At 67.7% G+C, this 25,058-nt stretch carries 26 protein-coding genes and 1 pseudogene; 12 read left to right on the top strand and 15 right to left on the bottom strand.

Going from position 1 to position 25,058, the window contains the following annotated elements; genetic code table 11:
* Positions 1-19: 19 nt before the first annotated feature.
* Positions 20-1,345 (bottom strand): cytochrome P450, encoded by a 1,326-nt coding sequence (locus tag ACZ6YV_RS01405; protein ID WP_465507784.1) that lies wholly within the window; start codon positions 1,343-1,345, stop codon positions 20-22.
* 157 nt (positions 1,346-1,502) lie between these two features.
* Here ACZ6YV_RS01405 and ACZ6YV_RS01400 point away from each other — a divergent pair, with 157 nt between their 5' ends.
* Complete coding sequence (locus tag ACZ6YV_RS01400; protein WP_465507783.1) at positions 1,503-2,324, top strand: SAM-dependent methyltransferase; 822 nt, start codon at positions 1,503-1,505, stop codon at positions 2,322-2,324.
* A gap of 85 nt (positions 2,325-2,409) precedes the next feature.
* Here ACZ6YV_RS01400 and ACZ6YV_RS01395 read toward each other — a convergent pair whose 3' ends face one another.
* The 5 genes and pseudogenes from ACZ6YV_RS01395 to ACZ6YV_RS01375 all read right to left on the bottom strand — a co-directional run bounded on the left by ACZ6YV_RS01395 (position 2,410) and on the right by ACZ6YV_RS01375 (position 7,505).
* A complete protein-coding gene (locus tag ACZ6YV_RS01395) occupies positions 2,410-2,835 on the bottom strand; it encodes an EAL domain-containing protein (RefSeq protein ID WP_465507782.1) in 426 nt (141 codons plus the stop codon).
* On the bottom strand, positions 2,799-4,553 hold the full coding sequence (locus ACZ6YV_RS01390) for a diguanylate cyclase domain-containing protein (protein WP_465507781.1): 1,755 nt from the start codon (positions 4,551-4,553) through the stop codon (positions 2,799-2,801). The genes ACZ6YV_RS01395 and ACZ6YV_RS01390 overlap by 37 nt, the downstream gene beginning before the upstream one ends.
* Before the next feature lie 669 nt (positions 4,554-5,222).
* The gene (locus tag ACZ6YV_RS01385) at positions 5,223-5,564 is read right to left on the bottom strand and encodes an alpha/beta hydrolase (protein WP_465507780.1); all 342 of its coding nucleotides are present in this window, start codon (positions 5,562-5,564) and stop codon (positions 5,223-5,225) included.
* A gap of 469 nt (positions 5,565-6,033) precedes the next feature.
* Positions 6,034-6,570 (bottom strand): annotated as a pseudogene (locus tag ACZ6YV_RS01380) (catalase); the annotation flags it as partial.
* A gap of 779 nt (positions 6,571-7,349) precedes the next feature.
* Positions 7,350-7,505 (bottom strand): hypothetical protein, encoded by a 156-nt coding sequence (locus ACZ6YV_RS01375; RefSeq protein WP_465507779.1) that lies wholly within the window; start codon positions 7,503-7,505, stop codon positions 7,350-7,352.
* Between the two features lie 649 nt (positions 7,506-8,154).
* Here ACZ6YV_RS01375 and ACZ6YV_RS01370 point away from each other — a divergent pair.
* Positions 8,155-8,871, top strand: a complete 717-nt coding sequence (locus ACZ6YV_RS01370) for a hypothetical protein (RefSeq protein ID WP_465507778.1) — start codon at positions 8,155-8,157, stop codon at positions 8,869-8,871.
* 72 nt (positions 8,872-8,943) lie between these two features.
* On the opposite strand, the gene ACZ6YV_RS01365 is transcribed toward ACZ6YV_RS01370, so the two are convergent.
* Entirely contained in the window at positions 8,944-9,282 is a 339-nt protein-coding gene (locus ACZ6YV_RS01365) for a MerR family transcriptional regulator (RefSeq protein ID WP_465507777.1), read from the bottom strand.
* An 831-nt stretch (positions 9,283-10,113) separates the two neighbouring features.
* On the opposite strand from ACZ6YV_RS01365, the gene ACZ6YV_RS01360 reads away from it, so the two are divergent.
* The 3 genes from ACZ6YV_RS01360 to ACZ6YV_RS01350 are packed head-to-tail and all read left to right on the top strand — an operon-like array spanning position 10,114 to position 13,108.
* The gene (locus ACZ6YV_RS01360; RefSeq protein ID WP_465507776.1) at positions 10,114-10,365 is read left to right on the top strand and encodes a hypothetical protein; all 252 of its coding nucleotides are present in this window, start codon (positions 10,114-10,116) and stop codon (positions 10,363-10,365) included.
* Between the two features lie 57 nt (positions 10,366-10,422).
* Positions 10,423-11,499: an NAD-dependent epimerase/dehydratase family protein gene (locus ACZ6YV_RS01355; RefSeq protein ID WP_465507775.1), complete on the top strand. Its 1,077-nt coding sequence runs from the start codon at positions 10,423-10,425 to the stop codon at positions 11,497-11,499.
* Between the two features lie 16 nt (positions 11,500-11,515).
* Positions 11,516-13,108, top strand: coding sequence for a phytoene desaturase family protein (locus ACZ6YV_RS01350; protein WP_465507774.1), 1,593 nt, complete (start codon positions 11,516-11,518; stop codon positions 13,106-13,108).
* Here ACZ6YV_RS01350 and ACZ6YV_RS01345 read toward each other — a convergent pair.
* A complete protein-coding gene (locus tag ACZ6YV_RS01345) occupies positions 13,099-13,560 on the bottom strand; it encodes an SRPBCC family protein (protein WP_465507773.1) in 462 nt (153 codons plus the stop codon). The genes ACZ6YV_RS01350 and ACZ6YV_RS01345 overlap by 10 nt on opposite strands.
* Positions 13,561-13,690: 130 nt before the next feature.
* On the bottom strand, positions 13,691-14,389 hold the full coding sequence (locus ACZ6YV_RS01340; protein WP_465507772.1) for a GAF and ANTAR domain-containing protein: 699 nt from the start codon (positions 14,387-14,389) through the stop codon (positions 13,691-13,693).
* Positions 14,390-14,714: 325 nt separating this feature from the next.
* Here ACZ6YV_RS01340 and ACZ6YV_RS01335 point away from each other — a divergent pair, with 325 nt between their 5' ends.
* Positions 14,715-15,149, top strand: a complete 435-nt coding sequence (locus ACZ6YV_RS01335; protein WP_465507771.1) for an STAS domain-containing protein — start codon at positions 14,715-14,717, stop codon at positions 15,147-15,149.
* On the opposite strand, the gene ACZ6YV_RS01330 is transcribed toward ACZ6YV_RS01335, so the two are convergent.
* Entirely contained in the window at positions 15,146-15,559 is a 414-nt protein-coding gene (locus ACZ6YV_RS01330) for a DUF6292 family protein (RefSeq protein ID WP_465507770.1), read from the bottom strand. The two genes, ACZ6YV_RS01335 and ACZ6YV_RS01330, sit on opposite strands and share 4 nt — an antisense overlap.
* Positions 15,560-15,716: 157 nt before the next feature.
* Between ACZ6YV_RS01330 and ACZ6YV_RS01325 the strand changes: the two genes are divergently transcribed.
* Together ACZ6YV_RS01325 and ACZ6YV_RS01320 are read left to right on the top strand one after the other, a co-directional pair.
* Positions 15,717-15,938: a DUF6480 family protein gene (locus ACZ6YV_RS01325; protein WP_465507769.1), complete on the top strand. Its 222-nt coding sequence runs from the start codon at positions 15,717-15,719 to the stop codon at positions 15,936-15,938.
* A gap of 131 nt (positions 15,939-16,069) precedes the next feature.
* Positions 16,070-16,285, top strand: a complete 216-nt coding sequence (locus tag ACZ6YV_RS01320; protein ID WP_465507768.1) for a CDGSH iron-sulfur domain-containing protein — start codon at positions 16,070-16,072, stop codon at positions 16,283-16,285.
* Here ACZ6YV_RS01320 and ACZ6YV_RS01315 read toward each other — a convergent pair.
* Positions 16,253-17,263 carry an iron-containing redox enzyme family protein gene (locus tag ACZ6YV_RS01315; RefSeq protein WP_465507767.1) on the bottom strand — a complete coding sequence of 337 codons (1,011 nt, stop codon included), beginning with the start codon at positions 17,261-17,263 and terminating at the stop codon, positions 16,253-16,255. The two genes, ACZ6YV_RS01320 and ACZ6YV_RS01315, sit on opposite strands and share 33 nt — an antisense overlap.
* A gap of 90 nt (positions 17,264-17,353) precedes the next feature.
* Positions 17,354-18,868 (bottom strand): FAD-dependent oxidoreductase, encoded by a 1,515-nt coding sequence (locus tag ACZ6YV_RS01310; RefSeq protein WP_465507766.1) that lies wholly within the window; start codon positions 18,866-18,868, stop codon positions 17,354-17,356.
* 83 nt (positions 18,869-18,951) lie between these two features.
* On the opposite strand from ACZ6YV_RS01310, the gene ACZ6YV_RS01305 reads away from it, so the two are divergent.
* The 4 genes from ACZ6YV_RS01305 (at position 18,952) to ACZ6YV_RS01290 (ending at position 23,222) form a co-directional block, all read left to right on the top strand.
* Positions 18,952-20,247, top strand: coding sequence for an ATP-grasp domain-containing protein (locus ACZ6YV_RS01305; protein WP_465507765.1), 1,296 nt, complete (start codon positions 18,952-18,954; stop codon positions 20,245-20,247).
* 3 nt (positions 20,248-20,250) lie between these two features.
* Entirely contained in the window at positions 20,251-22,275 is a 2,025-nt protein-coding gene (locus tag ACZ6YV_RS01300; RefSeq protein WP_465507764.1) for a CocE/NonD family hydrolase, read from the top strand.
* Positions 22,276-22,479: 204 nt separating this feature from the next.
* Complete coding sequence (locus ACZ6YV_RS01295; protein WP_465507763.1) at positions 22,480-22,689, top strand: hypervirulence associated TUDOR domain-containing protein; 210 nt, start codon at positions 22,480-22,482, stop codon at positions 22,687-22,689.
* 128 nt (positions 22,690-22,817) lie between these two features.
* Complete coding sequence (locus ACZ6YV_RS01290) at positions 22,818-23,222, top strand: chemotaxis protein CheB (protein ID WP_465507762.1); 405 nt, start codon at positions 22,818-22,820, stop codon at positions 23,220-23,222.
* A 106-nt stretch (positions 23,223-23,328) separates the two neighbouring features.
* Here the strand turns inward: ACZ6YV_RS01290 and ACZ6YV_RS01285 are convergent, their stop codons facing one another.
* From ACZ6YV_RS01285 to ACZ6YV_RS01275, 3 genes are all read right to left on the bottom strand, one after another.
* Complete coding sequence (locus tag ACZ6YV_RS01285; RefSeq protein ID WP_465507761.1) at positions 23,329-23,802, bottom strand: hypothetical protein; 474 nt, start codon at positions 23,800-23,802, stop codon at positions 23,329-23,331.
* 165 nt (positions 23,803-23,967) lie between these two features.
* The gene (locus tag ACZ6YV_RS01280) at positions 23,968-24,363 is read right to left on the bottom strand and encodes a DUF4383 domain-containing protein (RefSeq protein WP_465507760.1); all 396 of its coding nucleotides are present in this window, start codon (positions 24,361-24,363) and stop codon (positions 23,968-23,970) included.
* 215 nt (positions 24,364-24,578) lie between these two features.
* Complete coding sequence (locus ACZ6YV_RS01275; protein WP_465507759.1) at positions 24,579-25,046, bottom strand: SRPBCC family protein; 468 nt, start codon at positions 25,044-25,046, stop codon at positions 24,579-24,581.
* Between the last annotated feature and the right edge of the window lie 12 nt (positions 25,047-25,058).

Raw genomic sequence — 25,058 nt, 5'->3', positions numbered from 1 at the left:
AAATAGTGTGTTTCGACGATTATCGGAAGCGCGGGACGACCGTCATCGGCAGCCGGCTCGGGTACGCGGTGGTCGTGTACTTCACCCGGACCGGCTTGCCCGGGACGGGAACCAGCCGCCATCGCGCCGTGATCGTGGCCACGACGATCGCGATCTCGGTCAGGGCGAAGGAATTCCCGATGCACTGGTGGGCACCCGCGCTGAACGGGATGTAGGCGCCGCGGGGCAGATCCTTGGCCCGCTCGCCCGCCCAGCGGTCCGGGTCGAAACGATCGGGGTGGTCGTGGAACCTCGGATCGAAATGCATGGCGTGCGGGCTGATGATCACCTCGGTGCCCGGTGACAGGCGCACACCGCCGAGATCGACCTCCGCGGCGACCCGGCGCATGAGGATCCACAGTGGATACATCCGCAGGACCTCGTTGACGACTTGCCGCGTGTAGACCAGCCGTGGCGCGTCCTCGGCGGTGGCCTCCCGGCCGCCGAGCACTTCGTCGATCTCGTCTTGGAGCTTCTGCTCGACTTCGGGGTGCCGGGCGATTTCGTGGAACAGCCAGGACAGCGCGAGCGCGCTGGTCTCGATCCCCGCGGTGAGCAGGGTGATGACCTCGTCGCGCACCTGCTCGTCGGTCATCCCCTCACCGGTGTCGGCGTCCCTGGCCAGGAGCAGCATGGACAGCAGGTCGCTCCGATCGGCCTGCTCGGCACGCCAGTTGTCGATGAGCTTTTCCACGATCGTGCGCATGCGGTCGACGGCCTCGTCGAACCGCCGGTTGGCCGGAATGGGGAGCTTCTCCACAAACGCCGGCGAGAGCAGGCGGATCATGCCGTACTTGAGGATGACCGGGATCGACCTGCGGGCCTCTTCGATCGCGGCCTTGCCCAGTTCGGTGGAGAACAGCGCCTCGCCGACGATGGCGACCGCGAGTGCCTGCATGTCATGGTCAACCTCACGCACCTCACCCGGCCTCCACGGTCTGACCAGTTCGGTGGCCGCTCTCGCCATGATTTCGGCGTACCCCACGATGGTGGCGTGGTGGAAAGCGGGTTGCATCAACCGGCGCTGCCGCAAGTGAAGAACACCGTCGGAGAGTGCGAGACCGTTGCCGACGAACGGGCGGAACTTCTCGAACATCGCACCCTTGCGGAATTTACCCCCGTCGGTGGTCAGCACCTGGTGCGTCAATTCCGGACTGGTCAGGAAATACGTTTCCATCGGGCCGAGGTAGACCCGCACCACGTCTCCGTGCGCGTACAACGACGACGTGAATCCGAAGCGACGCCGCAGCATCGCCGGAGTGTGTCCGATCAACGGCCATCGACCGGGCGCAATCGGTACAGGCATCCGCACTCCATCGCCGACGAGGAAGGGAAGAGGACACGCTAGCGCCATTCGGCGGCGGCCCACAGCACGCGATCAGGTGAATGCGTAGCCGCGACCCGACCACCATGCCGGGCTGAGTAAGCTCGATGGCTCTCCGAGGAAAAGCGATGGGATCGGGGTGTTGACACTGACGCGACTGCCGGAATGGGTCCCGCCGGGCACCGACGACACGGTGCCCAGTGCCGCCCGGATCTACGACTACATGCTGGGCGGCGGCCACAACTTCGCCGTCGACCGCGAGGCCGCCACGCGGGCCGAGCAAGTCGTGCCCTACGCCCGGGGTGTGGCGAGACTCAACCGCGCGTTCCTCCGACGGGCTGTCCGGTTCATGATCGATCAGGGCATCCGCCAGTTCCTCGATATCGGTTCGGGTGTGCCGACCGTCGGCAACGTGCACGAAATCGCACAGGACGCCGACCCGGAATGCCGGGTGGTGTATGTGGACCACGACCCCGTCGCGGTCGCGCACAGCCGATTGATCCTCGCCGGCAACGACCACGCCACCGCGCTCAAGGCCGACGCCCGTGACCCCTCACGGATCCTCAGTGATCCTCAGCTGCGTCGGCAGCTGAATCTCGACGAGCCGATCGGCATGCTGTTCCTGTGCATGCTGCACTGGATCCCGGACGAATCCGACCCGGGTGGCCTCATGCGCCACTACGTCAACGCGATGGCTTCCGAAAGCTACCTGGCAATCACACACATCACCGAGGACTACCTGCCCTACCAGGTTCGGGAAGGCCTCAGGCTCGCGACAAGGGGCGGCGACCAGGTCACGTCACGCCCCTACCACGAGGTGCTCGCCATGTTCGGCGACCTCGAACTGCTCGAACCCGGCCTGGTCGGGTGCGGCACCTGGCGCCCCGCCGGGCCTGGCGACATCGCCGAAGACCCGACACTGAACCAGGTCCTCTACGCCGGAATGGCACGCAAACCCTGAAGCGGGAAGCCGGAGCGGTCCACAAACCGACCCGCGCCCCGCGCGGTCTTCCGCCGAGGCGACTGTCCACTCAGGACACTGAGACTCACCAGCCTTGAATCGGACCGGCTCGTCCACCGCCGATGAGGGATCCGATGTCGGTCACCGGTCCCTCGTCGCCGGTGAACAGCGGGCCCATTCCCAGCTCGACTCCCGCCCGCTGCCACCACCGTGCCTGCGCGCTGGTTTCGAGATCACCGGCGAGCACGGTGATCCCGGCTTGACGAACCAGTGCGATCATCGTCCTCGCCCCGGCGACGGCGATCGAGTCCTCATCGACGGCATGCCACACGAGACGAGAGTCGAGTCGTACGGCGCGTACCGGGAGGTCTTCAACCAACGCCAGCTCGCCTGGCGTCACGCCGAAGTCGAGCAGCACCACTCCGATCCCCAGGGCGGCGAGCACGCGCGCGTTGTCGACAAGCTCGTGCCCGGCTACGAGCAGTGCCCCGGTCGGCAGGCCGAGCCACAACCGGTCTGCGCGGCGCTGTCGAGAACTCCCCGGATCGTCCCGGCCAGCCGAGGATCGGCCAGCTGGTTCGGTGTCAGTGGTACCACCAGCGGCATGTCCGCGCCGCCGCCCGCGGCCTTGTCCGTCCAGCCACGCTCGACCAGCCACGCGCCGAGCGCGCCGGTCAGCGCGGTGCGCTCGGCGAGCCCGAGGTACCGTTCCCTCGGCAGCAGCCCCAGCTCGGGATGTTCCCACCTCAGCTGCGCCTCGGCCCCGACGATCTCGCCGTCGGCCAGCCGTACCAGTGGCTCGTAGCCGATGCCCAGCTCGCCGTTCTCCCAGGCGCCGGGCATGGTGGCCACCAGGCCGATGGCCTCCCTGGCTTGGCTGTCCCATACCGGGTCGTACCGTTCCCACCGGCCAGGCCCCTTGCTCTTGGCCCGCCGCATCGCCAGGTCCGCCGAACGCAACAACTCGGCTGGTTCGACGGTGCGGGAAAGGTCTTCGACCACGCCGAAACACGCCGTCACCGCCAGGCCCTTCTCGTCGATGTAGACCGGCTCCGACAGCGTCTCGTTGATCCGCTCGATCATCGTGAGGACGTCCGGCGTGCTCGCCGAGTTCTCCAGCAGAATGCCGAACTTGTCACTCTCGAACCTTGCGACCATCGCGTTCTCGCCCGCCACCACGGATCTGAGCCGGTCCGCGGCGATCCGCAGCAGGCTGTCTCCCGCGCTCCTGCCGAGACCATCGGTGACCAACGAGAACCCGTCGAGATCCACGTGGTACAACGTCGCCGGATTCGGCTGGTGCAGCACATGCTCAAGGTGTGAGCTGAAGAACTGCCGGTTCGGCAGCCCGGTGAGCATGTCGTGCAACAACTGGTGTCGAAGCTGGTTCTGCAGGAGCTTCAGCTCCGCGTCGTCGGCCACGATCGTGACGTAGCCGTGCGAACCGCGCAAAAGCGAAGCGGTCAGCGTGGCCTGGAACAGGTCGCCGTCCTTGGTGACGAAGCGCGGGCGCGATCGCAGCCGGTCGACCTTGCCGTCCCGGAGATCGCGGTAGCCCTCCAGCAGGAGCGGCCGATCCGCCTCGTGCACGAACTCGACCAGGACGCGGCCCGCGACCTCGCTCGACTCCCGGTCCAGTATCCGGTGCAGGGCGGGATTCGTGCGGACGAGCCGCCCATCGGGCCCGGTGACCGCGATCCCGCTCGGCGAACCGAGGAAGATCTCGTCCAGTTGAGCCTCACTGGCCCGCCACTCGCGCTGCGACTCCCGGACCGCGTTGAGCAACGCCTGGTCACTCGTGCCCCGCTGCTCGACGGTCGCGGAACGGATCGCCTCCACGTAACCGGACGCCAGCGCACCGAGCAACCTGGCGACGTGCTCCGGAAACCGATCGGCGGAGCGTGAATCCGACGGCGCCAGCAAGGCGGCGGCGAGCACGTCCACCGTGCACTGCAGGCTCGTCTTGCCGACACAGTGCATCCGGACGAGTTCGGCGCCGACCTCCGCCGCGCTCTCGATGGCGGGCCTGTCCCCGGCCACCGCCTCGAGCAGCCGATCGAGCAGGCCGAGCAACTCTCGTTCGAGCCGGTCGTGCGACAAGGGCACGTAGGTGGTGCTACTGACGAGATAGGCCCATTTTCGCGCGACCTTGACGCGTTCCCGCCGCGACGCCAGAGGCTGCGTTCGGGTGGGCCGCTCCTGTTCGCCGGAAGGTAGTGGCCTGGTCATGACGCTCGACCCCTTGATCTCCGTGTTCTCGACCGGCCGCTTTCGCCGATTCCGCTTTTCGTCCGAGATCGGCCAGGGTACGGCAGACTCACCACCGGGTGATGCCTAGCGGATCTTCTTGGCGACGCCGCCGTGGATATGCGAATCAATTTCGAGGATTTCCGAAATATCGGCTTTCCCGCCCCGATCTACCGCAATGCGTGGCCGGCCTGTCCCAGCTCGATCATCGTGAAGTCCTCGTAGAATACCTCGACCTCGTGGTAGCGGACCGCGACGGTTGCCCCGATGTCCCGGATGCCGGGCATGATCTTCTCGGTCTGCTCCGCGGCGTACCGATCGACTCGGAAATGGTGGTGCCGTCACCGCGCAGCTCGTTCGGCTTGAGGCAATAGCGTACTCATTACCGCCGAGTTCGTGACTGGTCCATCGGTGTGACGGCGCATCAACCGATAGAGTGGATCTCGGTCTGCTGGAGAATATTTCCCGACGGACCCGAAGTTGGTGAATCGCGTCCTTTTTGTCGGGGGGCAGACTTCTCGAAAAGCATCAGTCTTCGAGTGTCGCCGATCACCCATCGTTTCAGCGCCGGGAATCGCGACTCCCGCAAGGCTCTCCGACGACGTCGAAAGCCGCTGTTGTTTCGCGGTCGATATCCCGTTGATTCGGCTGTCAGCCGGCTTCGGCCGTGGTGTCGGCCGCGGGTTCGAGCAAGAAGCCGGCGATCTGGTCGAGGGCGGTGGCGGCTTCGGGCAGGAACGACCAGAACAGGTGGAACACGTGCGTGCCCACCGGGTAGAGGTCGAGCCGGACGTCGACGCCGTGCGCGGCGGCGTGATCGACGAAGCGGCGGGTCTCGGGCAGCACCATGTCGCCGGTGCCGGACTGCACGAGCAGCGGCGGCAGACCGGACAGGTCGGCCTCGAAGACGTTCAGCAACGGATCGGTGTGCGGGTGATCGCCGACATAGAGCGAAAGCCACCGCGCCACCGGCGTCCCGTCGGGTGGGTCCACGACGTTGACCGACGGGCACAGCAGGACGGCCCGCCCCGGTCGCGGCGGCCAACGCGCCGGCCAGCGGGCGGTAGCCGATGGCCGAGCCCGAGATGTATCCGCCGCCGTGCAGGTGCAGCAGGGTCGACGGACCGTCAGTGCCGGCCGACACGGCCAGCGCGGACACGCCGCCGGCCTGCACGGGCCGCACACGAGTGCCTTCCGGGACCGGGAACTGGTCGTTGAGCGCCTCGTAGGCCTCCCGCATCTGCGGCAGGCCGGGCTTGCCGCCCTCGGCGACCGAGTCCCACAGCTGCGCGACACGGGCGGCGACCTCGCCGCCGGCCGACCGGGTCAGGGCAACGGCGTCGTCGAGGTCGGCCAGCAGGGGCACAGCGGCGCCGAGCAGCGCCTCACCGGCCAACGTCAACTCCACGCGATGAGTGGAGCGCAGCGACAGCGGTCAGCCCATCAGCCGCTCCAGCGCCTGGATCTGCGTGTCCGGGTGCGGCTTGCCGGCGTGGATGACGTCGGGGAATTTGATGCCGTCCTGGATGAAGAACACCGGCATGTTGTTGCCGACCAGGTCGAAGTTCCCCTCGTCCGTGTAGAACTTCACCGCGAAGCCGCGGACGTCGCGGACAGTGTCCGCCGAACCGCGAGAGCCCAGCACCGTCGAGAACCGCACGAAGACCGGAGTCTCGCGCCCCTTCCGGAGGAAGCCGGCCTTGGTCACCGAGGACGCGTTCCCGTAAGCACGGAAAGTGCCGTGCGCGGCGGCGCCTCGCGCGTGGACCACCCGCTCCGGGATCCGCTCGTGGTCGAAGTGCGTGATCTTCTCGCGGAGGTGGAAATCCTCCATCAAGGATGGCCCCCGCGGACCGGCCTTGAGGGAATGATCGGTGTCCGGCAGGCGGACCCCTTGAGCCGTCGTCAAATACTTTCCGCGCTGGCCATGGCCTTCACGGCCCGCCGCGGGACGCGGCTCGGTCGGCTCTGCCTGCTCGCCTCGACGTTTCGGGGGCATCGGGTCTCCTTGCCGAAAGTAGTGGTACGCCGCAGATACCCCGCCTTCATGGCGCCTAAGCGTGCGCTTTTCCTTACATTTCCCCGAAAAGAGTGATGATCGATCCGATGTGTACGAGGGCCCGGAACGGGGTATCCGGCTCGTCCTACCCGAACGTGCGAAAACCGGAGAGCCACCATGACGCCGAGAGCCACCGTCCCACCGTCTTCCGAAGTCGTGGAAGTGGGCGTAGGCACCTTGCTCGCCGTCGGGCCTGTCGTCACGTTCTTCACCTGGTGGTCCTGGTGGGCGATAGCGGGCCTCGTCCTCACGATGGCCGGCATGCTTTGGCTCGTTTCCACGAGGGCGGGCCGCGACCGGAACGGAGTCCCCGGATGACGGCCGAGAGTTCAGCGCGAAAAGGGCTGTGACCAGGGTCGCGGGCCTGGCGCGGAGGGTGAGCCGCATCCGGTGCGGAAGGCGTTCCTGGGGTCGCTATCCGTGGATGAGGCCGGGCGCGCGGCACGGCCCGGGTAGCCCGGCCCCATCTTCTCGCCGCCCCGATCGGCGACTGGAATCGATCTTGTCAGAGATCGCGATCGCCGCCAGTCGGCGACGCTCCGGTCAGCCGCAGTGCCTCGTCGACGCGTGAAGTGGTCTGTCCCTTTCGGGGTAGAGCCGCTAGGCCATCTGGACCGCTTTCGTTGCGGGAGAAATGGAATTGGCCTCCGGCGCACGGGTCACGCGAAAAGCGGTCTCGGTCCGAAGTGGACCGAGACCGCTTTTCGGAAAGGTGTCGCTCAGAACCAATGAGCGCGGCCGCCGACCTTGCGTCCGGTTCCGCCGAGAATCGCGAGAACGACGCCCACGACCGCGACCACCGCGCCGATCGTGGTCAGCACAGGAATGCCGACGATCAGGCCGATGACGAGGATGATGATTCCGAGAATGATCACGATGACTCTCTCTTTTCCTGTGACCGGAACGAACCGGCCTGGCGTTGGGGACCGTTGACTGCACTTTGCCCCGCCCCGCGCCCGGCGAAACCTCCACGGTGGCAAGACATGAGGTTCGCCACCGAAACCCGTTCGTGTTCGGTGAATCAGGTTTGTACCGGCCTTCTAGCGGGTAGCCGCGCGATGGTTTCTCCGGCGACCGGTCGGACCATCCGAAGGAACCGACGTGAGCCTGAACGGCGACGACATTCCCACCACTACGGGCAACGAAGCAGAAGGCCCTGCGGACTCCGGTGCGGGCAGTGGTGCGAGCTGAGCGGAGCGAGCCGATCACCGGCATCGGACCGGCCGCGTTCACCCTTTTCCGGCAGCGCTACACTGGATTACGTATCGTGAGGTCGTTCAGACTGTGTGGAACCGGTCGGATTGTGGCCTCGGGCGGGCCACCCAGAACGAGGCGAGCCGAGAACCTGCCAGCGGGCGTGACGTGCCCCTCCGCGGGGTAACCGTTCCTTGGCTCGCCGGTGGCTGGATGTTCGCCACCGCGGTCGAGGAATCCACTCGACGGGTGACTTCGATTGCACAACTCTCAACGCTACTTCGCCGCCGCCGAGGCGATGCCCGAGGTGGCAGATCTCGTGGTGGCGGTATGACACCGCCCGATGACTTCGAGACCGTTCTCGCTCGCCTGCACCGCGCGGCCTCCGAGGGGCAGCACCTCGGCGCCGTCACTTCTCTGCGCATCGCTGTGCTTCTCGGCCTGGATGCCCTCACCGTCGACCTGATCAGCGGTGCCGGAACCCCGGAACTGGTGTGGTGCGACCCTGCCGACGGGCCAGGGCCCGAGCTGGACAGTCTTCAGTACACCCTCGGTGACGGTCCCACCCTGGAAGCCGCCCGGGAGGGCTACACGGTTTCCGAACCCGATCTGGCCGCCACCGATCAGGCCCGCTGGCCGTTGTTCCTGCCTGCCGCGATGCGGTCTCCGGCCCGTGCCGTCATCGCCGCCCCGCTTCGAGTCCACGACGGCACGTTCGGAGTCATCACCGGTTACCGGGCCATGCCCGGCGCCTTGACCGCATCGGAATCACGCGATTTCCATCGCGTCCGGGACGGGCTGTCGCCCCTGGTACTGCGGAGCGCGGCGAGCTCGGTCACGAGTGAATCCGGTCGCGGCGAGGGCCTCGGCCGCTACCGAGAGGAAGTTCGGCAAGCCGCGGGCCTGCTCGCCGTCGCCCTTGCCCTCCCGCCCGATCAGGCACTCGCCCGGCTGCGCGCCCATGCCTTCCGCGACGACCGTTCGGTGACCGACCTTGCCCGCGACGTAGTCTCTCGTCGCCTGCAACTGGACGACCACGCCACGTAGCCCGCGAAACGGGACCTGCCACCGGAAGCAGGGTGTGCCGCGAGGTACGGCGGCAAACCCTGACCTGACGGCTTATTCGGTGGCGCGGAGTTCGTTGTTCTGGCGCTCGGATTCGTGGAGCTGGTCTTCGAGGGAGACGATGCGGCAGGCGGCGTCGATGGCGGTGCCCTGGTCGACCATTTCCCGTGCGCGGGCGGCGATGCGCAGCTGGTGCCGGGAGTAGCGGCGGTGTCCGCCTGCCGAGCGCTGCGGGGTGATCAGGCCGGCTTCGTCGAGGCTGCGCAAGAAGTTCTGGGTGGCACCCAGCATGTCCGCGGCGCGGCCCATCGTGTACGCGGGGTAATGGTCGTCGTCGAATTTGTCGGCCCCGCCTGAAATCGCGGCGGGGGTCTCGCGTTGGTCAGGAATCATTCCACCTCCACATCACAAGGGACCCCGGCCGCCACGCGTGGCGACCGGGGTCCCAGGGGTTGGGTCTTCACCATTGTCTACCGGCGATGAAGCCGGAGTCCTGCATCCGCGGTGTCCGTCCGAGAGGCGGACGATGCGGAGATCGCTTGTTCGTAACCGAGAACCACCTTCCAATCCGATGGGCCTGCGGCACCCGCGCGGCACTACTGCAAGCCGCCGCGGGCGATCCAATGATGTTCCCGTTCCCTTCTATCCTGTGTTTCTCTTACCGTTTTCTCTTGCCGGGTACTGCATGTACTGCGATTCGCGAGGACATGACCGGCTGGAACCCTTTCACTGATCGGTCCCAGCACGCGTCATGCCGCTGGTCACCGCTCGGAGCCCCGTCGAAGATCGGCTCCTGGCGCCTGACCGGTACTGCACTTGCTGACTTGCCACTTCTACTGCTTGTGCAACTACTACTTGCTGACTTGCAACTGCGTACTGCGTCTACTGCTACTGCGTCACTTCGCCGGGATCGGCTTTTGCTGCTTGCGTCTTCACTTCTCGATCCCGGTACTTCTCCGGTCACCAGTCGAAACCTGTTCACCGATTGGCTTCGTCCTGCCTGACCGCCTTGTCTCACTTCGCGGGTAGTTGCGTCATCTCCCACGCCTGCTTGACGTTGTCTCTCTCGGTATGAGGAGAACAGTACACACACCCGAGGTTGAATGTCTACCCCCACCACCATAGATTTGCTCCTGTGTCGGCGTGGAGGAACGCCGGCGCGGCAGATCCGCAGGTCACTGCGGGGGCGGCGACGGACGACATCACTCGAAAGGGAAGGCCGGAATGACCGACTCGACCGCACGGCAGGACCCGTTCGGCCTGACCGGGGTTCGCGACCAGCAGGAATACGTCGACGCCCTCAGACGCCTGGCCGAGCAAGGCCGCCGCGACCGCTGCGTCGCGCTGATGTCGGAGACCGAGGCCCATGTCATGGCGGAACTGCTGGGCCAGTACGCCCTCCACAACCCCACCGGACATCTCAACCAGCTCGCCGCCAGCCTCGCCGCACGCCTCTACAGTCGCCTCGGCGCCTAACCGGCACTGTCCGGGCGGCGGGGTTTCCGCCGGAGACAGCCGGGGTAAGCGGTCGGGGTGCGGATCGTGATCACCGGTGCCACCGGGAATGTGGGAACAGCCCTGCTCGACGTCCTCGGATCCGGCGGCGACGAGCTGGTCGGCGTGGCCAGGAGACTGCCTGACACCACCGCCGCGCGGTATCGCGCGGCGAGCTGGTGCGCGCAGGACCTCGGCGAACCCGATGCCGGGAGCAAGCTGGCCGTCCTGCTGGAGGGCGCGGATGCGGTCGTCCACCTCGCGTGGGCGATTTCGCCGGAACGAGGTGAGCCGCCGATGTGGCACACCAACGACCACGGGACCCGTCATGTGCTCGACGCGGTGGTGGCGGCCCGGGTCCCCCGGGTGGTGGTCCTCTCGTCGGTCGCGGCCTACACTCCCGCGCCGCGCTGGGAGAAGGTCGCCGAGGACTGGCCGTGCGACGGCATCGAGACCAGCGCCTACAGTCGCGGCAAGGCCGCCCTCGAAACCTTGCTCGACCGGTTCGAGGAGAACCATCCGGAGGTCGGGGTGGCCCGGTTGCGGCCGTGCGCGATCCTGCAGCGGCGGGCGGCGGGGGAGTTCCAGCGTTGGCTGCTCGGTCCGGCGCTGCCCGCTCGGATGGTCGGCGACCGGTGGCTGCCCATTCCACTGTGGACGGACCTGCGGGCCCAGGCGGTGCACAGCGCCGATGTCGCCGAAGCCATCCGGCTCGTGCTCGAAAGTGGTTTCACCGGCGCGGTGAACCTGGCCGCGCCCGGGGTCCTCGACGCCGACGCGCTGGCCGGGCTGCTCGGTGGGATCCGTGTCCCGGCGCCCCGTCCGCTCGTCCGCGCCGCCGTGTACGCCGCTTGGCGCACGGGTGTCCTGCCTCTGCATCCCGGCTGGCTGGATCTCGCCGACAGCGCGCCTCTCGTGGACACCGCGCTCGCCGAGACCGCGCTGGGCTGGCGACCTCGGTACGACGCCGCGCAGGTAGTCGCGGACCTGGTCGCCGGGCTCCGGGCCGAAGCGGGTGAGGCGAGCCCGCCGCTCGCCCCGCCACGCAGTGACGGATTCCTGCCCCGGCTCCGCTCGCTCGCCCGCGCCCGGCCGAGCCATCGGTCCCAGTCCTGACCAACGGAGGAGACCAGTGAGCACGGAAGTCTTCGATGCCGTCGTCATCGGCGCCGGGCACAACGGCCTGGTGGCGGCGAACGTCCTGGCGGACGCCGGATGGTCGGTCCTGGTGCTGGAACAGGCGGAGAAACCCGGCGGCGCGGTGAGGACGGACGAGGTCACCGAACCCGGCTTCCGCAACGACCTCTGCAGTGCCTTCTTCCCGCTCACCGCGGTGTCGCCGGTCATCCGGCGGCTGGGCCTCGAGGACCACGGCCTGCGCTGGCGGCACGCGCCCGAAGTGCTCGCCCACGTCTTGCCGGACGACCGCTGCGTGGTCCTGTCACGGGACATCGAACGGACGGCCGAATCCGTCCGTGACTTCGCACCGGGTGACGGCGCGGCCTGGCGAAGCCTGTTCGCCCAATGGCAGGACATCCGTGAGCCCTTGCTGGACGCGTTGTTCACCCCGTTCCCGCCGGTCCGGCCGGCGGTGCGGCTGCTGCGCCGCACGGGTACCGCGGACGCGCTTCGCCTGGCGCGGATGCTCACCCTGCCCGCGCGCCGCTTCGGCGAGGAGCATTTCGCCGGTGAAGGGGCGAGGCTGCTGCTGGCGGGGAACGCCGCGCACAGTGACCTTTCCGTGGACAACGCGGGTAGCGCGGTCTTCGGCTGGCTGCTCGCGATGATCGGCCAGGACGAGGGCTTTCCCGTCCCGGTCGGCGGGGCGGGGGAGTTGACCGCCGCGCTGGTACGACGGCTCGTCGCCCGCGGCGGGCAGCTGCGATGCCGTTGCCCGGTAACGGAAGTACTCGTCGCCGACGGTCGCGCCATGGGCGTGCGCACCGGTGCGGGTGACCTGGTCCGGGCCCGCAAGGCGGTGCTCGCGGACGTGCCCGCTCCGACGCTGTACGGCGGGATGGTCGGTCCGGAATGGCTGCCGTCCCGGCTGCTCGACGACCTCGACAGGTTCCAGTGGGACAGCGCCACGGTGAAGGTGGATTGGGCGCTTTCCGGCCCGGTTCCCTGGACGGCCGAAGGCGCCCGTGAGGCGGGCACGATCCACCTCGGCGCCGATCTGGACGGTCTCTCGGCGTTCGGTGGCGACCTGGTCCGGGGACGGAGCCCGCGGGACCCGTTCCTGCTGTTCGGCCAGATGACGACGAGCGACCCGGATCGGTCGCCACCGGGCACCGAATCGGCGTGGGCCTACACCCATGTCCCGCGTGGGGTGATGGAGGATCGGACGGTGTTGGACCGGCAGGTCGCGCGGATCGAGAGGACCGTCGAGAAGAACGCGCCGGGGTTCACCGATCTGATCCGGAGCCGGTACGTCCAGGGACCCCTCGAACTGGCGGGACACAATCCCGGTCTGGTGGGCGGCGCGATCAACGGTGGTACCACGGCAATCCACCAGCAGTTGTTCTTCCGTCCGGTGCCCGGCCTCGGCAGGGCCGACACCCCGGTGGACCGCCTGTTCCTCGCGGGTGCCTCGGCCCATCCCGGCGGGGCCGTCCACGGCGGGCCCGGAGCCAACGCGGCGCGTGCCGCGCTGGCCAGGGGCGGCGTGCTCGGCGCGGGCTACGCGGCGGTGATCCGGGCCGCGAACCGGGCGGTCTACGACTGAGCGCTCTTCCGGTTCGCGTACTTCCCGGTCGCCAGGTCGGCGAGCCTGGCCAGAGCTTCTTTGTTACGGGGTGTGGCGATGAGCGCCTGCACGGCCTCCGGGAGCACCTTGCCGGGACCGCGCACGATGCTTTCCGTCATCCGGATCCGTGTCCTCCCCTCACCATGAGGGGTCAGGGTGAGGCCCACCTCCGCCGCGCCGAGTGGCCAGCCCTTTGCTTCGAGCGAAAGGAAAGTGCCGGGTTCCACGGCCTTCACCACGGTGACGTCCTGGATGTGCATCGGCCACGGCCCGACGCTGTGATGAATGCGGGAGCCGACGGCGGGCCAGTCTTCGTCGACGTCGCGGATGTGCGAACTCCCCACCACCCATCCCGAGTAGAGCCAGCCGTCCGCGAGTACGGCGAACACGGCCTCCGGGGGCACTTCGACGACGCGGCTGACCTCGGTCACGACGTTCTCCTGTTCCGGCGTGAGTGGCGGCGGTGGCCGACCGCTGTCTGCTCAACAAGCCGGCCACCGTCCATCTGGTACCCGAAGCGAGTGACATCACACGCGATGTCGTCGTCGGATTCGCGCTCGTTCACACGTCGAGGTGATGCTCGACGAGCCAGGCGGCGACCTCGTGCAGTTTCAGGTTGGCCGCCTGCGAGGCTTCGACGAGTAACCGGAACGCCTCGACGGGCCCGATCCGGTGGCGGTTCATCAGGATTCCCTTGGCCGTCCCGATCGTGTCCCGGTGCTCGAGAGCGGCGTTGAGGTGGGCCTCGGTCTGGGCGCCGATGAGGGCGATCGCGGCGTGGGAGGCGAACACGTCGCCTTCCCGCTGGGTCTGATCGTCGAACGCGTCGATGCCGCGTGAGTAGAGGTTCAAGGCACCGAGCGTGTATTCGCTGACGAACAGCCGGTAGGAGAGCATCGAGCGGACCCCGGTCTCGGCGGCGGCCGGGGTGAACGCCGGCCAGCGGGCTTCGGTGGTGAGGTCGCCGGTGCGATGGATCTCGTGCTCCGCGATCGCGTCGATGCACGGGCCCTGTCCGGTCCGGTACTGCACCTCGTCGATGGTGGCCACCACTTGATCGGTGGGCGCGACCGTCCGGATCCCGCGACGGCGTTCGACCAGGGAGATCCCGGCGTATTCCGCTCCGGGCACATAGTCCACGGCGGCCTTCACTATCGCCGCGAGAGTCGTTTCGACGTCGGGTTCGGCTTGCAGCGTGCGCGCGATCGAACCGAGTATCGCGCTCACGCTGTTGTCCACGAGACCCTCAGAGCTGGGCACTGCAGCCTCCTTCGTCGCCTTTCACAACGCAAGGTCGGTCTCGGGACGCGGTGGCGTCCCGAGCGCCGGCGGTGAAATACCTCGCGACATGCGGTTCGTAAACATCTCGGCCCGCGTCTTCTGTGAAGATCCGCCGACCGGCGTACGGTGGGAGCCACGTGGGGTTCAGTCCGCAGCTTCGCGTGCACGACGCCAATGCCCGCCGCAGTGCCCGTCCTCGGGTCAACGTGCGGCCTGGCGACGCGTATCCGCGAGTTTTCCTTCCGTGCACACAGCGCGGGCCTTGCTTGACGGCCGTGTCGTCCCGATCACCGGGAGACCACCGATGACTTCGTCCTACTCGCCCCACCGTGCCGACGGTCGGTCCGCTCTCGTCGAAGAATCCGCCGAGGGGCTGGGTTTCCACGCCCGGCCTCTCGGAGCCTCGCCGGCGCGGGTCTGGGAGCACACCGTGACTACCGACCTGCTGATCCTCAACGTGTCCGGCGAGCTCGACACGCACACCGCGCCCGCGCTTCAGCGGAACCTGGCCCAGCCTCTGCCCGCCGCCACGGTGCTCGACCTGTCGCGGGTCACCTTTCTCGGTGCCGCCGGCCTGCGGGTCGTGAAGATCGCGGCGGCCAGGGCGGCAGCCGAGCGCCGCCGGATCGGCCTGGTGGCGGACTCCGCCCCGATCCGGCGGATCATCCGGCTGTTCGACCTCGACCTGCGCGTCCCGGTGTACCCGCTGCTGGCGGACGCGCTCCGGGAACTGACCTAGGTCGGGAGGGTGGCGGAGGCGTACTCGGCCAGTCGCTCGGCGAGGTCGTCGCAAACCGGCGGCGGGGCATCGTCTTCATCCCCCATGGGTTCCCCCGCGTAGGCATCTCGCGCGAAGGCGGCCACCACCCGGGGAGGCGGAAGGATCTCGTCACTCAGGCGGTCGACCACGAGCAGATGTTCCCGGCTGTCGGTTTCGAGAGCGAGGGCCCACCCTGTGTTTTCGTTCCACACCAAGGCGACATCGCACTCGGACTGGCCGGGTAGTCGCCGGTCCAAGGCGATGTACGCGCCGACGGTCGGGTCGAACTGGGCGTAGTAGGCGTTTCCGCTCAGCCTCAGTTCCTCGATCACGAGCCGTACGTAACGGTGCAATCCCCGGACCACCGCTTCGCCGAGTTCCGATTCCATGCTCTCGCCCCTTGCCGTCTCGTCGCGACGCGGCGCCGACTGCTTGACGCGGCAACGGGAATCGCCCCGTTCCGAGCGCAGGGTGACCCGTGGAAGGCCGGTTCAAACCCGGATTCGTCACGCTGCCGGGTCTCGGTGGGTCTGTCACGGTGAACACATGACCACACCCGGACCAGAGCCAGAGGACGTGCCAGGCTTGGAGCCTGGCGGCTCCGTACGCCCCGGCGACACCCCACCGGACGCCGGGCAGACCTCGGGCCTGTCACATCCGCAGCCGATCCCCTCGCGCAAGCCCGCCGTGATCACGCTCATCGTGATCGGGATTTTCGTCGTGGGCGTCGCGGGCTTCTTCGTCCTTCGGGCCCTGGATCTGCCCTGACCCAGGTTCGGCAGGCCACTGTGGACGTTTGGCGCCGCACGACCGGGGTAGCCATGAACGACATCCACGGCGTATCGGAGGGGTCATGACCACGATCAGCGGGCAGCGCAGCGAAAAGCCGGTGGTGATCCGTGCCGGCCGGCCGTAGGACCCGTGTCCGGATCGAACCGGGCGGGCCCCTGCTGGTGGAGGGGCCCGTCGAGGTCGTCACGCCGGACGGTGAAACGGTGACGTCCGATCGCTTCGTGGTCGCGCTCTGCGCCTGCCGTCGCAGCAAGTGCTATCCGTTCTGCGACACCAGCCACCGCCGCCGGTCACGGCAAGGGGTGCAACGGTCTGAGGAGTGAGGTATCGCCGGCCGACCAGGCACCGAGGAGGTGCTCGGTCAGCCGGTTTTCCAGCAGCTCGGTGGCCTGGATGCCCAAAGCGATGTCCGCGGCCAGTTCCGGCTCCCGCTCCAGCAGGTCGCCGATGACCTCGTGCCTCAGTACCTGTTCGTGCACGGCGTCGGCCTCGATGTGTTCGGTGTAGAAGTGGCGGCATTCGGCCGCCCCGCCGAGCCTGCCCAGTGCCTCGTCCATCCGCCGGGCCGAGGGACCGGTGGTGATCTCGGTGACGGCGAAATGCCCGACGAGCGCCCCGCGAAGACCGCGGTGCAGGCCGAACAGCGACATCATGTTCACCGTCGCGAGCGTGCGGGCCGGAACGTGGTCGAGGTAGGCGAGGTAGCCCGGTGAAAGGCCGGCGCCGGCCAGCAGATCGGAGAACAGCCGTGAATGCGCCTGATCGGCCCGTCCGCCGCCGAACTCGTCGAATTCGACGGCCACCAGCGCGGCCTTGGCCCGGCCGCGCAGCCGCGGGATCACCCACACGTGCGGGTCGGCCTCCTTGAGGTGGTAGATCGACCGGTGGGCGAAGTACTCCTCGACATGCCACCATTCGCCTTTGTCACGAAGGAAGTGTGAGACACCTTCGCCGTCGACAGGTTCGATCAGCAGTTCGTCGAGCAGGGCCTCGACGTCGTCCCCACCGGGCACGGCGGCGCGGATGCCTTCGAGGAACGCCTTCTCCAACGCGGCGCGGAACCCGAGGAGGCGCGGGTCCCATTCCCAGCCGTCGTCCACCTCGGCGAACCCTTGGTAGTGGAGTTCGTAGCAGACGTGCAATGCCAGCTGGAGGTCTTCGCCGAACGGGTCGGCGTCGAGGACGGCATTCAGGTCGAAGTCATCGCGGTGCCCGCTCGTCAAGGTGTCCACCACGGCGGACGAGAGCGGGCCGCGGATCTCGGGCAGCGTCGCGCCCATCGTGCGGTCGATCGTGGTCATGCTCGCTGAGTACCCGATCTACGGGTGCGGAACCGTCTCCTCGCTCAGCATTCGCAACACCGCGACATCCCCGTCGGCGGCTGCCTGGCGTCACCGTGCGCCCTTCTTCGGCAGCGCGCGCACGGCCGGGCCTTGGAGCACCGAGCCGTCGAGGCCGAACCTCGAGCCGTGACAGGGACAATCCCAGGTCTTTTCCGCGTTGTTGAACGCCACCAGGCAGCCGAGATGGGTGCAATGGGCGCCGACGGCGTGCAGTTCCCCGGCGGGATCGCGGTAGGCGGCGACGAGTTCTCCGCCGTCGCGGGTCACCTTGGCCTCGCCGGGAACGAGGTCTTCCAAGGAATCGGGCCTCCGTAACGCGCTGAGGTGATCGCCGACCAGGAACCTTGCCACGGTGGCGTTGTTCTCCACGGTGGAGAGCGCGGAGCGGAGGTCGAACCGGTTCGGGTGGTACAAACCCGCCGACGGATTGTCCCGGCCGGTCAGGAGGTCCGCCAGCAGGAGACCGGCGGCGGTCCCGCCGGTCATGCCCCATTGCCCGAACCCGGTGGCGACCCAGAGGTGACGGCTCGCCGGATGGTAGCGCCCCACGTAAGGCACGGAGTCCAGTGTGGACAGATCATGCGCGGACCAGCGATACGTCACCCGTCGCACCCCGGCGTGTTCGCCCGCCCAGGAAGCCAAGCGTTCGTAACGGCTTTCGACGTCGACGGAATCGCCGACGCGATAATGCTCGCCGCCCGCGATCGCGTAAGGGACGCCGTCGTTGAGGTAGCTCCGGACGGAGTGGTGGGTGTCGGCGTCGAGGTACATTCCTCGCGGAGGGCGGTTTCCCTCGACCGGGCCGGCGACCACCAGGTCGCGCACCGGATCGAGCCGGGCGAAGTACAAGCCCCGGTCGAACACGGGATAGTGCGTCGCCACCACGACTTCGCCTGCCCGCACCTCGCCGCTACTGGTCCGCACCCTCGTTCCGCCGAGTTCGTCGACGCCTTCGGCTCGGACGCCTTCCACGATCGTGCCCCCTGCCTGCTCGATCTCGTCGGCGAGACCGAGCAGCCAGCGACGCGGGTGGAAGTGGGCCTGTGCGGCGAATTTGACCGCGCCGAGTGCCGGGACGTCGAGGTCCACGTCGGTGACGTAGGTGGCGGGCAGCCCGGCTTCGGCGGCCGCTTCCGCTTCACGCTCAAGGCTTTCCACGGTTTCGGGCCTGGTCGTGTAGACGAAGCTGTCGGCACGCGTGAAACCGCAGTCGATGCCGAGTTCGGCCGACGTGGCGGCGATCCAGTCCAGGGCGGCTGCCTGGGTGTACGCGTACGTCGCGGCGGCCTCGGTGCCCTTGGTCTTGGCCAGCAAGGCGTACTTCAGCCCGTGCTGGGTGCTGAGTTTGGCGGTGGTGTGCCCGGAGACGCCCGCCGCCAGACGTCCGGCTTCGAGGACCAGCACGGAGCGGCCCGCCTTCGCCAGCCGGTGGGCCGTGGTGAGTCCCGCGATGCCACCACCCAAGACGACGACGTCGGCTTCCGGAGGCAACGGCGTGCCGGTCCTGTCGGGGGCGGGAGCGGTGTCGAGCCAGAGGGAACGTGTGCCGGGCAACTCGTTCATGGCGCCCGGATTCCCGTATGGACGCGCGGGCAAACCAGCACCGGCCGGGTTTTCACGTTCACTCGAACGGGTAGTCATCGGCCATGAACAGAGCCCCCAGGTCTCCGGAGAAGAACATCTTCGTCATCGGCCTCGACGAGGGCAACGAAGAGGTACTGCGGCGCATGCCGGGCGCGGAGAAGTACCACTTCCATCCCTTGTTGACAGTCGAAGAACTCCAGCACGGAGAAATCCGCATCATCGAACTCATGGAAAAGGCGCAAGCGGTCTTGGACGCTTTCGACGGCTCCATCGACGCGATCGTCAGCTATTGGGACTTTCCTTCCTCGACAATGGTGGCGATGCTGTGCGAGAAGTACGGCCTGCCCGGTGTGCCGCTCGAAGCCGTGCTGAAATGCGAGCACAAGTACTGGAGCCGCCTCGAACAGGCGAAGGTGATCGACGAGGTGCCCGCGTTCGGGATCGTCGATCTGGACGAAGAGTCCCCGCGGCCGCCCGACGGAGTCGACTACCCCATGTGGCTCAAGCCTGTGAAGTCGTTCTCGTCCGAATTGGCCTTTCATGTCGGCGATGAAGCCGAGTTCCACAAGGCCGTCGCCGAGATCCGGGAAGGCGTCGGGCGGGTCGGTGATCCCTTCGATCTCGTCCTCGGCAAGGTCAGACTCCCCGCGGAGGTGGCCGACGCGGGCGGTGCCGCGTGCCTCGCGGAAGGTGAGCTCAGCGGAGTGCAGGCCGCGACCGAAGGTTATGTCCACAATGGACATGTCACCGTGTACGGTGCGCTCGACTCGATCAACTACGACGGCTCGCCCTGCTTCGAAAGACATCAGTACCCGTCGCAGTTGCCCGATGACGTCGTCCGCCGGATGACGGAGATCTCGGTCCGCGTGATGGAGCGGATCGGCTACGACAACGGCACGTTCAGCATCGAGTTCTTCTGTCATCCCGAGTCCGGTCAGGTGTGCCTGCTGGAGATCAACCCGCGGCATTCGCAGTCGCACGCCGAACTCTTCGAGTACGTCGATGGTGTGGCCAACCACCAGATCATGCTGCGGCTGGGCCTCGGTGAGGATCCCGGCGAACGACGGCGCCGGGGCGACTATCAGATCGCGGGCAAGTGGTACTACCGCCGCTTCGAGGACGCGCTCGTCACCCGGGTGCCCACGCGCGCGGAGATCGCCACGCTGCGGTCGGAGATCCCGGGGGTGAAGATCGATGTGGTGGCGGAGGAAGGTGTCCGGCTCTCGGAGCTGCCCGAACAGGACAGCTACAGCTACGAACTCGCCCACCTCTTCGTCGCCGCGCAGACCGAGCGAGAGATGAAGGCCAAATACCGCCGATGCGTGGAAACGCTGCGGTTCGAATTCGAGGAGGGATAGCGCATGCGGACGGTGGCTTCGCTACCGTACGAGATCACCGGGGAAGACCACGTCTGGATCCCGATGTCCGACGGCGTCCGGCTCTCGGCGAAGGTCTGGCGTCCGATCGCTTCGGACACCGAGCCGGTCCCGGCGATCCTCGAATACATCCCGTACCGGCATCGTGACCTGACTTCGGTGCGGGACTCGGTCCACCACCCCTATCTCGCGGGGCACGGGTATGCCTGTGTCCGCGTGGACATCCGCGGTTCGGGGGAATCCGAGGGTGTGCTCGCCGACGAGTACCTGGAACGGGAACAGCAGGATGCGGAAGAGGTCCTCGAGTGGATCGCCGAGCAGCCGTGGTGCACCGGCCGGACCGGGATGATGGGGATCTCCTGGGGTGGGTTCGCCGCGCTGCAGGTGGCCGCGCGCAAGCCGCCCGGCCTGGCCGCGATCGCGATCTCGTCCTTCACCGACGACAGGTACGCCGACGACATGCACTACATGGGCGGCTGCCTGCTGTCGGACAACGTCGCCGAGGCGTCCACGATGTTCGCCTACGCCACGTTGCCGCCCGATCCGGCGCTGGCGGGGGACCGGTGGCGCGAGTTGTGGCACGAACGGCTGGAGAACTGCACCCTCTGGGCGGGCGAATGGCTGAGCCACCAGCGCCGTGACGACTACTGGCTGCACGCGTCGGTCTGCGAGAACTACAGCGACGTCCAGGTGCCTGTGCTCGCCTCCAGCGGCTGGGCGGACGGCTACTCCAACGCCGTTTCCCGGCTGCTGGCCAATCTCGACGTCCCGCGCCGCGGCCTCATCGGGCCTTGGTCGCACAGGTACCCGCATCTGGGGCAGCCGGGGCCCGCCATCGGCTACCTGCAGGAACTCGTCCGCTGGTGGGATCACTGGCTGAAGGACGTCGAAAACGGCGTCATGGACGGGCCGATGCTTCAGACCTGGATGCAGGACAGCGTGCCGCCTTCGACGTCGTACGAGGACCGGCCCGGCCGCTGGGTGGGCGAGCCGTCCTGGCCCTCACCACATGTGCACCCGTCCGAGCATCGCCTGGTGCGGCACCGGATCGCCCGCCCCGGCGAGGAGGTCCCGGCGGAGAAGCTGGCGGTGGAATCGCCGCTGTCCGTCGGTCAGTTCGCGGGGAAGTGGGCGTCCTACAGCGCCCCGCCTGATCTGCCGTACGACCAGCGTGAAGAGGACGGCGGTTCGCTGGTGTTCGACACCGACGAACTGACCGAGCCGTGCGAGATCCTCGGCTCGCCGGTGGTGGATCTGGAGGTCTCGGCGGACAAGCCGGTGGCACAGGTCGCCGTCCGGCTGTCCGACGTCGCGCCGGACGGCCGGGCCACTCGCGTAACTTACGGCCTGCTGAATCTGACCCACCGCGACGGGCACGACGACCCGGAGCCCTTGGAACCGGGCAAGCGCTATCGAGTGCGGGTCGAACTCAACGCCGTCGCGCAGGCCTTCCCGGCCGGGCACCGGATCCGGCTGTCGATCTCGTCGTCGTACTGGCCGCTGGCCTGGCCGCCGCCGGAAGCGGCGAGGGTGACCGTCCACACCGGACAGAGCGTGCTCACCCTGCCGGTGCGGCCGATCGCCGAAGCGGACGAGGTCCCGGCGCGCCCGTTCGGCGAGCCTGAGGGCGCGGAGCCCTTGTCCGCGACGCAGATCGAGCCGGGGGAGCAGCGGTGGACCGTGTCGCGCGACTTGGTCGACTACCGGTCCGCGCTCGAAATCGTGAAGAACGAAGGCAAGGTCCGGTTCGAGGACATCGATCTCGACGTCACGAGGAACGTGTTCGAGACGTATTCGTGGAAGGCCGACGACTTCTGCTCCCCGGTCGCGGAAACCGCGTGGTCGATGACTTTCGCCCGCGGTGACTGGGAAGCCAGGTCCGAAACCCGCACCCGGGTGTCCTGCACTCCCACCGAGTTCGTGATCGACGCCCAACTCGACGGCTACGAAGGAGAGCGAAGGACGTTCTCCCGAAACTGGCATCGGACGGTGCCCCGTGACCAGGTCTAGGACCAGCTTCACGGCCAGGTCGCTCCTCGCGTGGCTGCGCCTCACGAGTACGCGGGAATGATCCCCGCGTGGATGCTCGCGTCGATCCCCGAGGCCCGGCGCGCGATCGAGGAGATCGCCCACCTCGTCGACCGCACCTGAGTGTGACCTCCCTCCGGATGGGGTACCCGACGGCGGGAATCCGGCTGCGAGAAGGAGATGGTCATGGGACAGCGTTTCCACAAGGGGGACAGGGTCCGCTGGAACAGTCACGGTGGGCAGGGCGAAGGCGAAGTACTCTCGGAAATCACTTCGGACACCGAGGCGGCCGGGCGCACCGTGCGAGCTTCGCCGGAGGAGCCTCAGTATCTGGTCCGCAGTGACAAGAGCGGCGGGGAAGCGGTGCACAAACCCGAGGCCTTGGAGAAGTTCTGAGAAGTGCTCACCCGCGAACCGGTTCTCCCCGCGAGGCACGAGGCACTGATCTTCCGGGGACCAGGGACGGCAGGCGTTCTGGCGCTCGGCCATGTTTGCCTGTCCCTGGTCGGGGAACCCGGTTTCTCATGGGCGTACGGGTGGTGGCCATGGGCGGCTCGGCCGGCAGCATTCCCCCGCTTCGAGAGCTGGTAGCGGGCCTGCCACGTGATCTGGGTGCCTGTGTCCTGGTGACCGTGCACACCGTGCCCACCGCGGTCAGTACTCTGCCGCGGATCCTGTCCTGGGCGGGCCCGCTACCGGCGCGGCATGCGCGGGATGGCATGCCGCTGGAACCGAACACGATCATCGTGGCCCCACCTGACCGTTTTCTTCTGACCGAGGCGGCATCGGTGTCCCGGGCAGGGGGGACGGTGATGGTGCAGGACCCCGCAGAAGCCGCTTACGCGAGTATGCCCCGGGCTGTGCTGGCCGCGGTGCCCGCAGCGCACGCGGTTCCGATCGCCCGGATGTCCAGGATGCTCATCGCCTGATGGCGCCGATCACGGGGACGGCCGTTCAGGCGCGGCTGTGCCGGGGTCACTCCGGCGAGCCGTTGACCGACCGGGGACAGAGCACCCGGGCTGCCGCGGTAGAGCGTCAACACCGCCAAGGGGTGGGGCCGAGCAATACCGGGTAGGCGAAGACCGCCCGCAAGCCCCACTCCGCGGCCTCGTTGGCGAAGACCGGCCAGTCCACGATCTGTACCGGATCGCTCAGATCAGGGGCCAGCACCGGCCGGCGCTCGCGGAACGCGTGCAGGCTGGGCCCTTCACCCAGGGTGAATTCCCACTGCTCGTCCAGCCGGGCCAAGCGTCCCGCGGCGGCCAGGCTGATCCGAGCGTGTGCGTTGGTGACGAGAGTCAATCCGACCGCGTCGACGTGGTCTATCGTGTCGCGGCAGGCTGTGCACACCTTTTTCAGCCCGTCCGCGAACGCCACCGGTTTCTGGGGTTCGTTCATGTCCTCGCTCGGGGGTGCACGGTCGGCACCCGCCGACGGGTCGGCCACTACGCACATTGCCGCGGCGGCTCCAGCCTGCTCGTAGCGCGCCTTGGTCACACCGATAGCCATATGCCACCACTCGAGTGAGGCGATGACCCGCGCCAAGGCCCTTTTCTGTCATGCGAAGGAAGAACTTCTCGCCTGGTCCACCAGGTCAATCCCTAACCGTGACGGCGCTTCCGGCCTTGAGAGATCTGGTCGGCAGGCCAGTCGCTGCGGCCTGTCGGCGTCGAGTCAAACGTCCGCCCGGCTCTTGGTGCCTTTCCGGTCCGGACCGCGAGCGATGACGATGCCGGCCACGAGCGCGGAAAGCGCCGTCAGCGCGTGAAGAACGTTGTCGGCCCAGTTGAAGTTCACCGCGTCGCCGGCTGAGGAAGTCGCGGCCGAAAGGACGCCGAACGCGGTCAAACCCGCGAAGGCCACGAAAATCATCCAGCAGTAGCCATATAGTGCCCCCGGTTTGAGCAGCGCCGCCAATCCCAGTACGCCGATCACGGTGCGGATGATGTTCAGCATGCCGGTGGCGCTGAAGATCCAGATGGTGTTCTCTCCCGTCTGGTTGGCTTCCGGCAGGAAGAAGAAGCCCAGTACACCCAGTACGAGATGGACCAGGGCGATGACCAGCACCACCGGTCGTAAAGACCTTCCAGTCCTGTGTTCGTTCATCGGAATACCTCCGTTTGCCGCGGACCGCCTTGTCCGCCCCGTCTCCGGGAAGCCCGGCACAGGGCTGGGGCCGGATCCCCTGATACGGAGACCCGGCCCCATGGTGTGTGCGGCTGATCGGGAGAACCGGCCGACCGCCTCGCCCTGTCGTGGGCGACGCCCCAGGCCGGTGGCGAGATTCAGGACTGTCCGGGACGGCCCACATCGCCACGCCACGCGCCGGTCTCGGCGCCGCCGCGGTCTTCGAGGAAGGTCTTGAACCGGTCGAGGTCGCCTTGGACGCGGCGGTCGAGGATGCCGACCTTGTCGGCGACGTTCTCCACGAACCCTTCCGGATCGATGTCCATTTGGACGGTCACCCGGGTGTGCCGGTCATCGAGGCGGTGCACCGTGACGACACCTGCGTGGTTCGGGCCGTCGTCGGACTTCCAGGCGACCCGTTCGTCCGGATGCTGTTCGGTGATGGTGGCGTCGAATTCACGGGTGACCCCGGCGATGCTGATGGTCCAGCGGGTGTGCGTGTTGTCACGCTGCTCGATTCGCTCCACGCCTTCCATGAATCGCGGGAACTCGGCGAACTGTGTCCATTGGTTGTAAACGTCACTGACCGGCGCCTCGACATCGACGGATTTGGTGATCGTACTCATCAAACGCCTCCT

This window comes from Amycolatopsis sp. NPDC102522, assembly GCF_055584485.1.
This window is presented reverse-complemented; position numbering and strand designations above follow the sequence as displayed.

Coding starts and splice junctions, on each gene's coding strand:
- ACZ6YV_RS01405 (WP_465507784.1), bottom strand. CDS start 1,345: ATGCCTGTACCGATTGCGCCCGGTCGATGGCCGTTGATCGGACACACT.
- ACZ6YV_RS01390 (WP_465507781.1), bottom strand. CDS start 4,553: ATGACCAGGCCACTACCTTCCGGCGAACAGGAGCGGCCCACCCGAACG.
- ACZ6YV_RS01370 (WP_465507778.1), top strand. CDS start 8,155: ATGACACCGCCCGATGACTTCGAGACCGTTCTCGCTCGCCTGCACCGC.
- ACZ6YV_RS01365 (WP_465507777.1), bottom strand. CDS start 9,282: ATGATTCCTGACCAACGCGAGACCCCCGCCGCGATTTCAGGCGGGGCC.
- ACZ6YV_RS01360 (WP_465507776.1), top strand. CDS start 10,114: ATGACCGACTCGACCGCACGGCAGGACCCGTTCGGCCTGACCGGGGTT.
- ACZ6YV_RS01335 (WP_465507771.1), top strand. CDS start 14,715: ATGACTTCGTCCTACTCGCCCCACCGTGCCGACGGTCGGTCCGCTCTC.
- ACZ6YV_RS01330 (WP_465507770.1), bottom strand. CDS start 15,559: ATGGAATCGGAACTCGGCGAAGCGGTGGTCCGGGGATTGCACCGTTAC.
- ACZ6YV_RS01325 (WP_465507769.1), top strand. CDS start 15,717: ATGACCACACCCGGACCAGAGCCAGAGGACGTGCCAGGCTTGGAGCCT.
- ACZ6YV_RS01315 (WP_465507767.1), bottom strand. CDS start 17,263: ATGACCACGATCGACCGCACGATGGGCGCGACGCTGCCCGAGATCCGC.
- ACZ6YV_RS01310 (WP_465507766.1), bottom strand. CDS start 18,868: ATGAACGAGTTGCCCGGCACACGTTCCCTCTGGCTCGACACCGCTCCC.
- ACZ6YV_RS01305 (WP_465507765.1), top strand. CDS start 18,952: ATGAACAGAGCCCCCAGGTCTCCGGAGAAGAACATCTTCGTCATCGGC.
- ACZ6YV_RS01300 (WP_465507764.1), top strand. CDS start 20,251: ATGCGGACGGTGGCTTCGCTACCGTACGAGATCACCGGGGAAGACCAC.
- ACZ6YV_RS01295 (WP_465507763.1), top strand. CDS start 22,480: ATGGGACAGCGTTTCCACAAGGGGGACAGGGTCCGCTGGAACAGTCAC.
- ACZ6YV_RS01290 (WP_465507762.1), top strand. CDS start 22,818: ATGGGCGTACGGGTGGTGGCCATGGGCGGCTCGGCCGGCAGCATTCCC.
- ACZ6YV_RS01285 (WP_465507761.1), bottom strand. CDS start 23,802: ATGGCTATCGGTGTGACCAAGGCGCGCTACGAGCAGGCTGGAGCCGCC.
- ACZ6YV_RS01275 (WP_465507759.1), bottom strand. CDS start 25,046: ATGAGTACGATCACCAAATCCGTCGATGTCGAGGCGCCGGTCAGTGAC.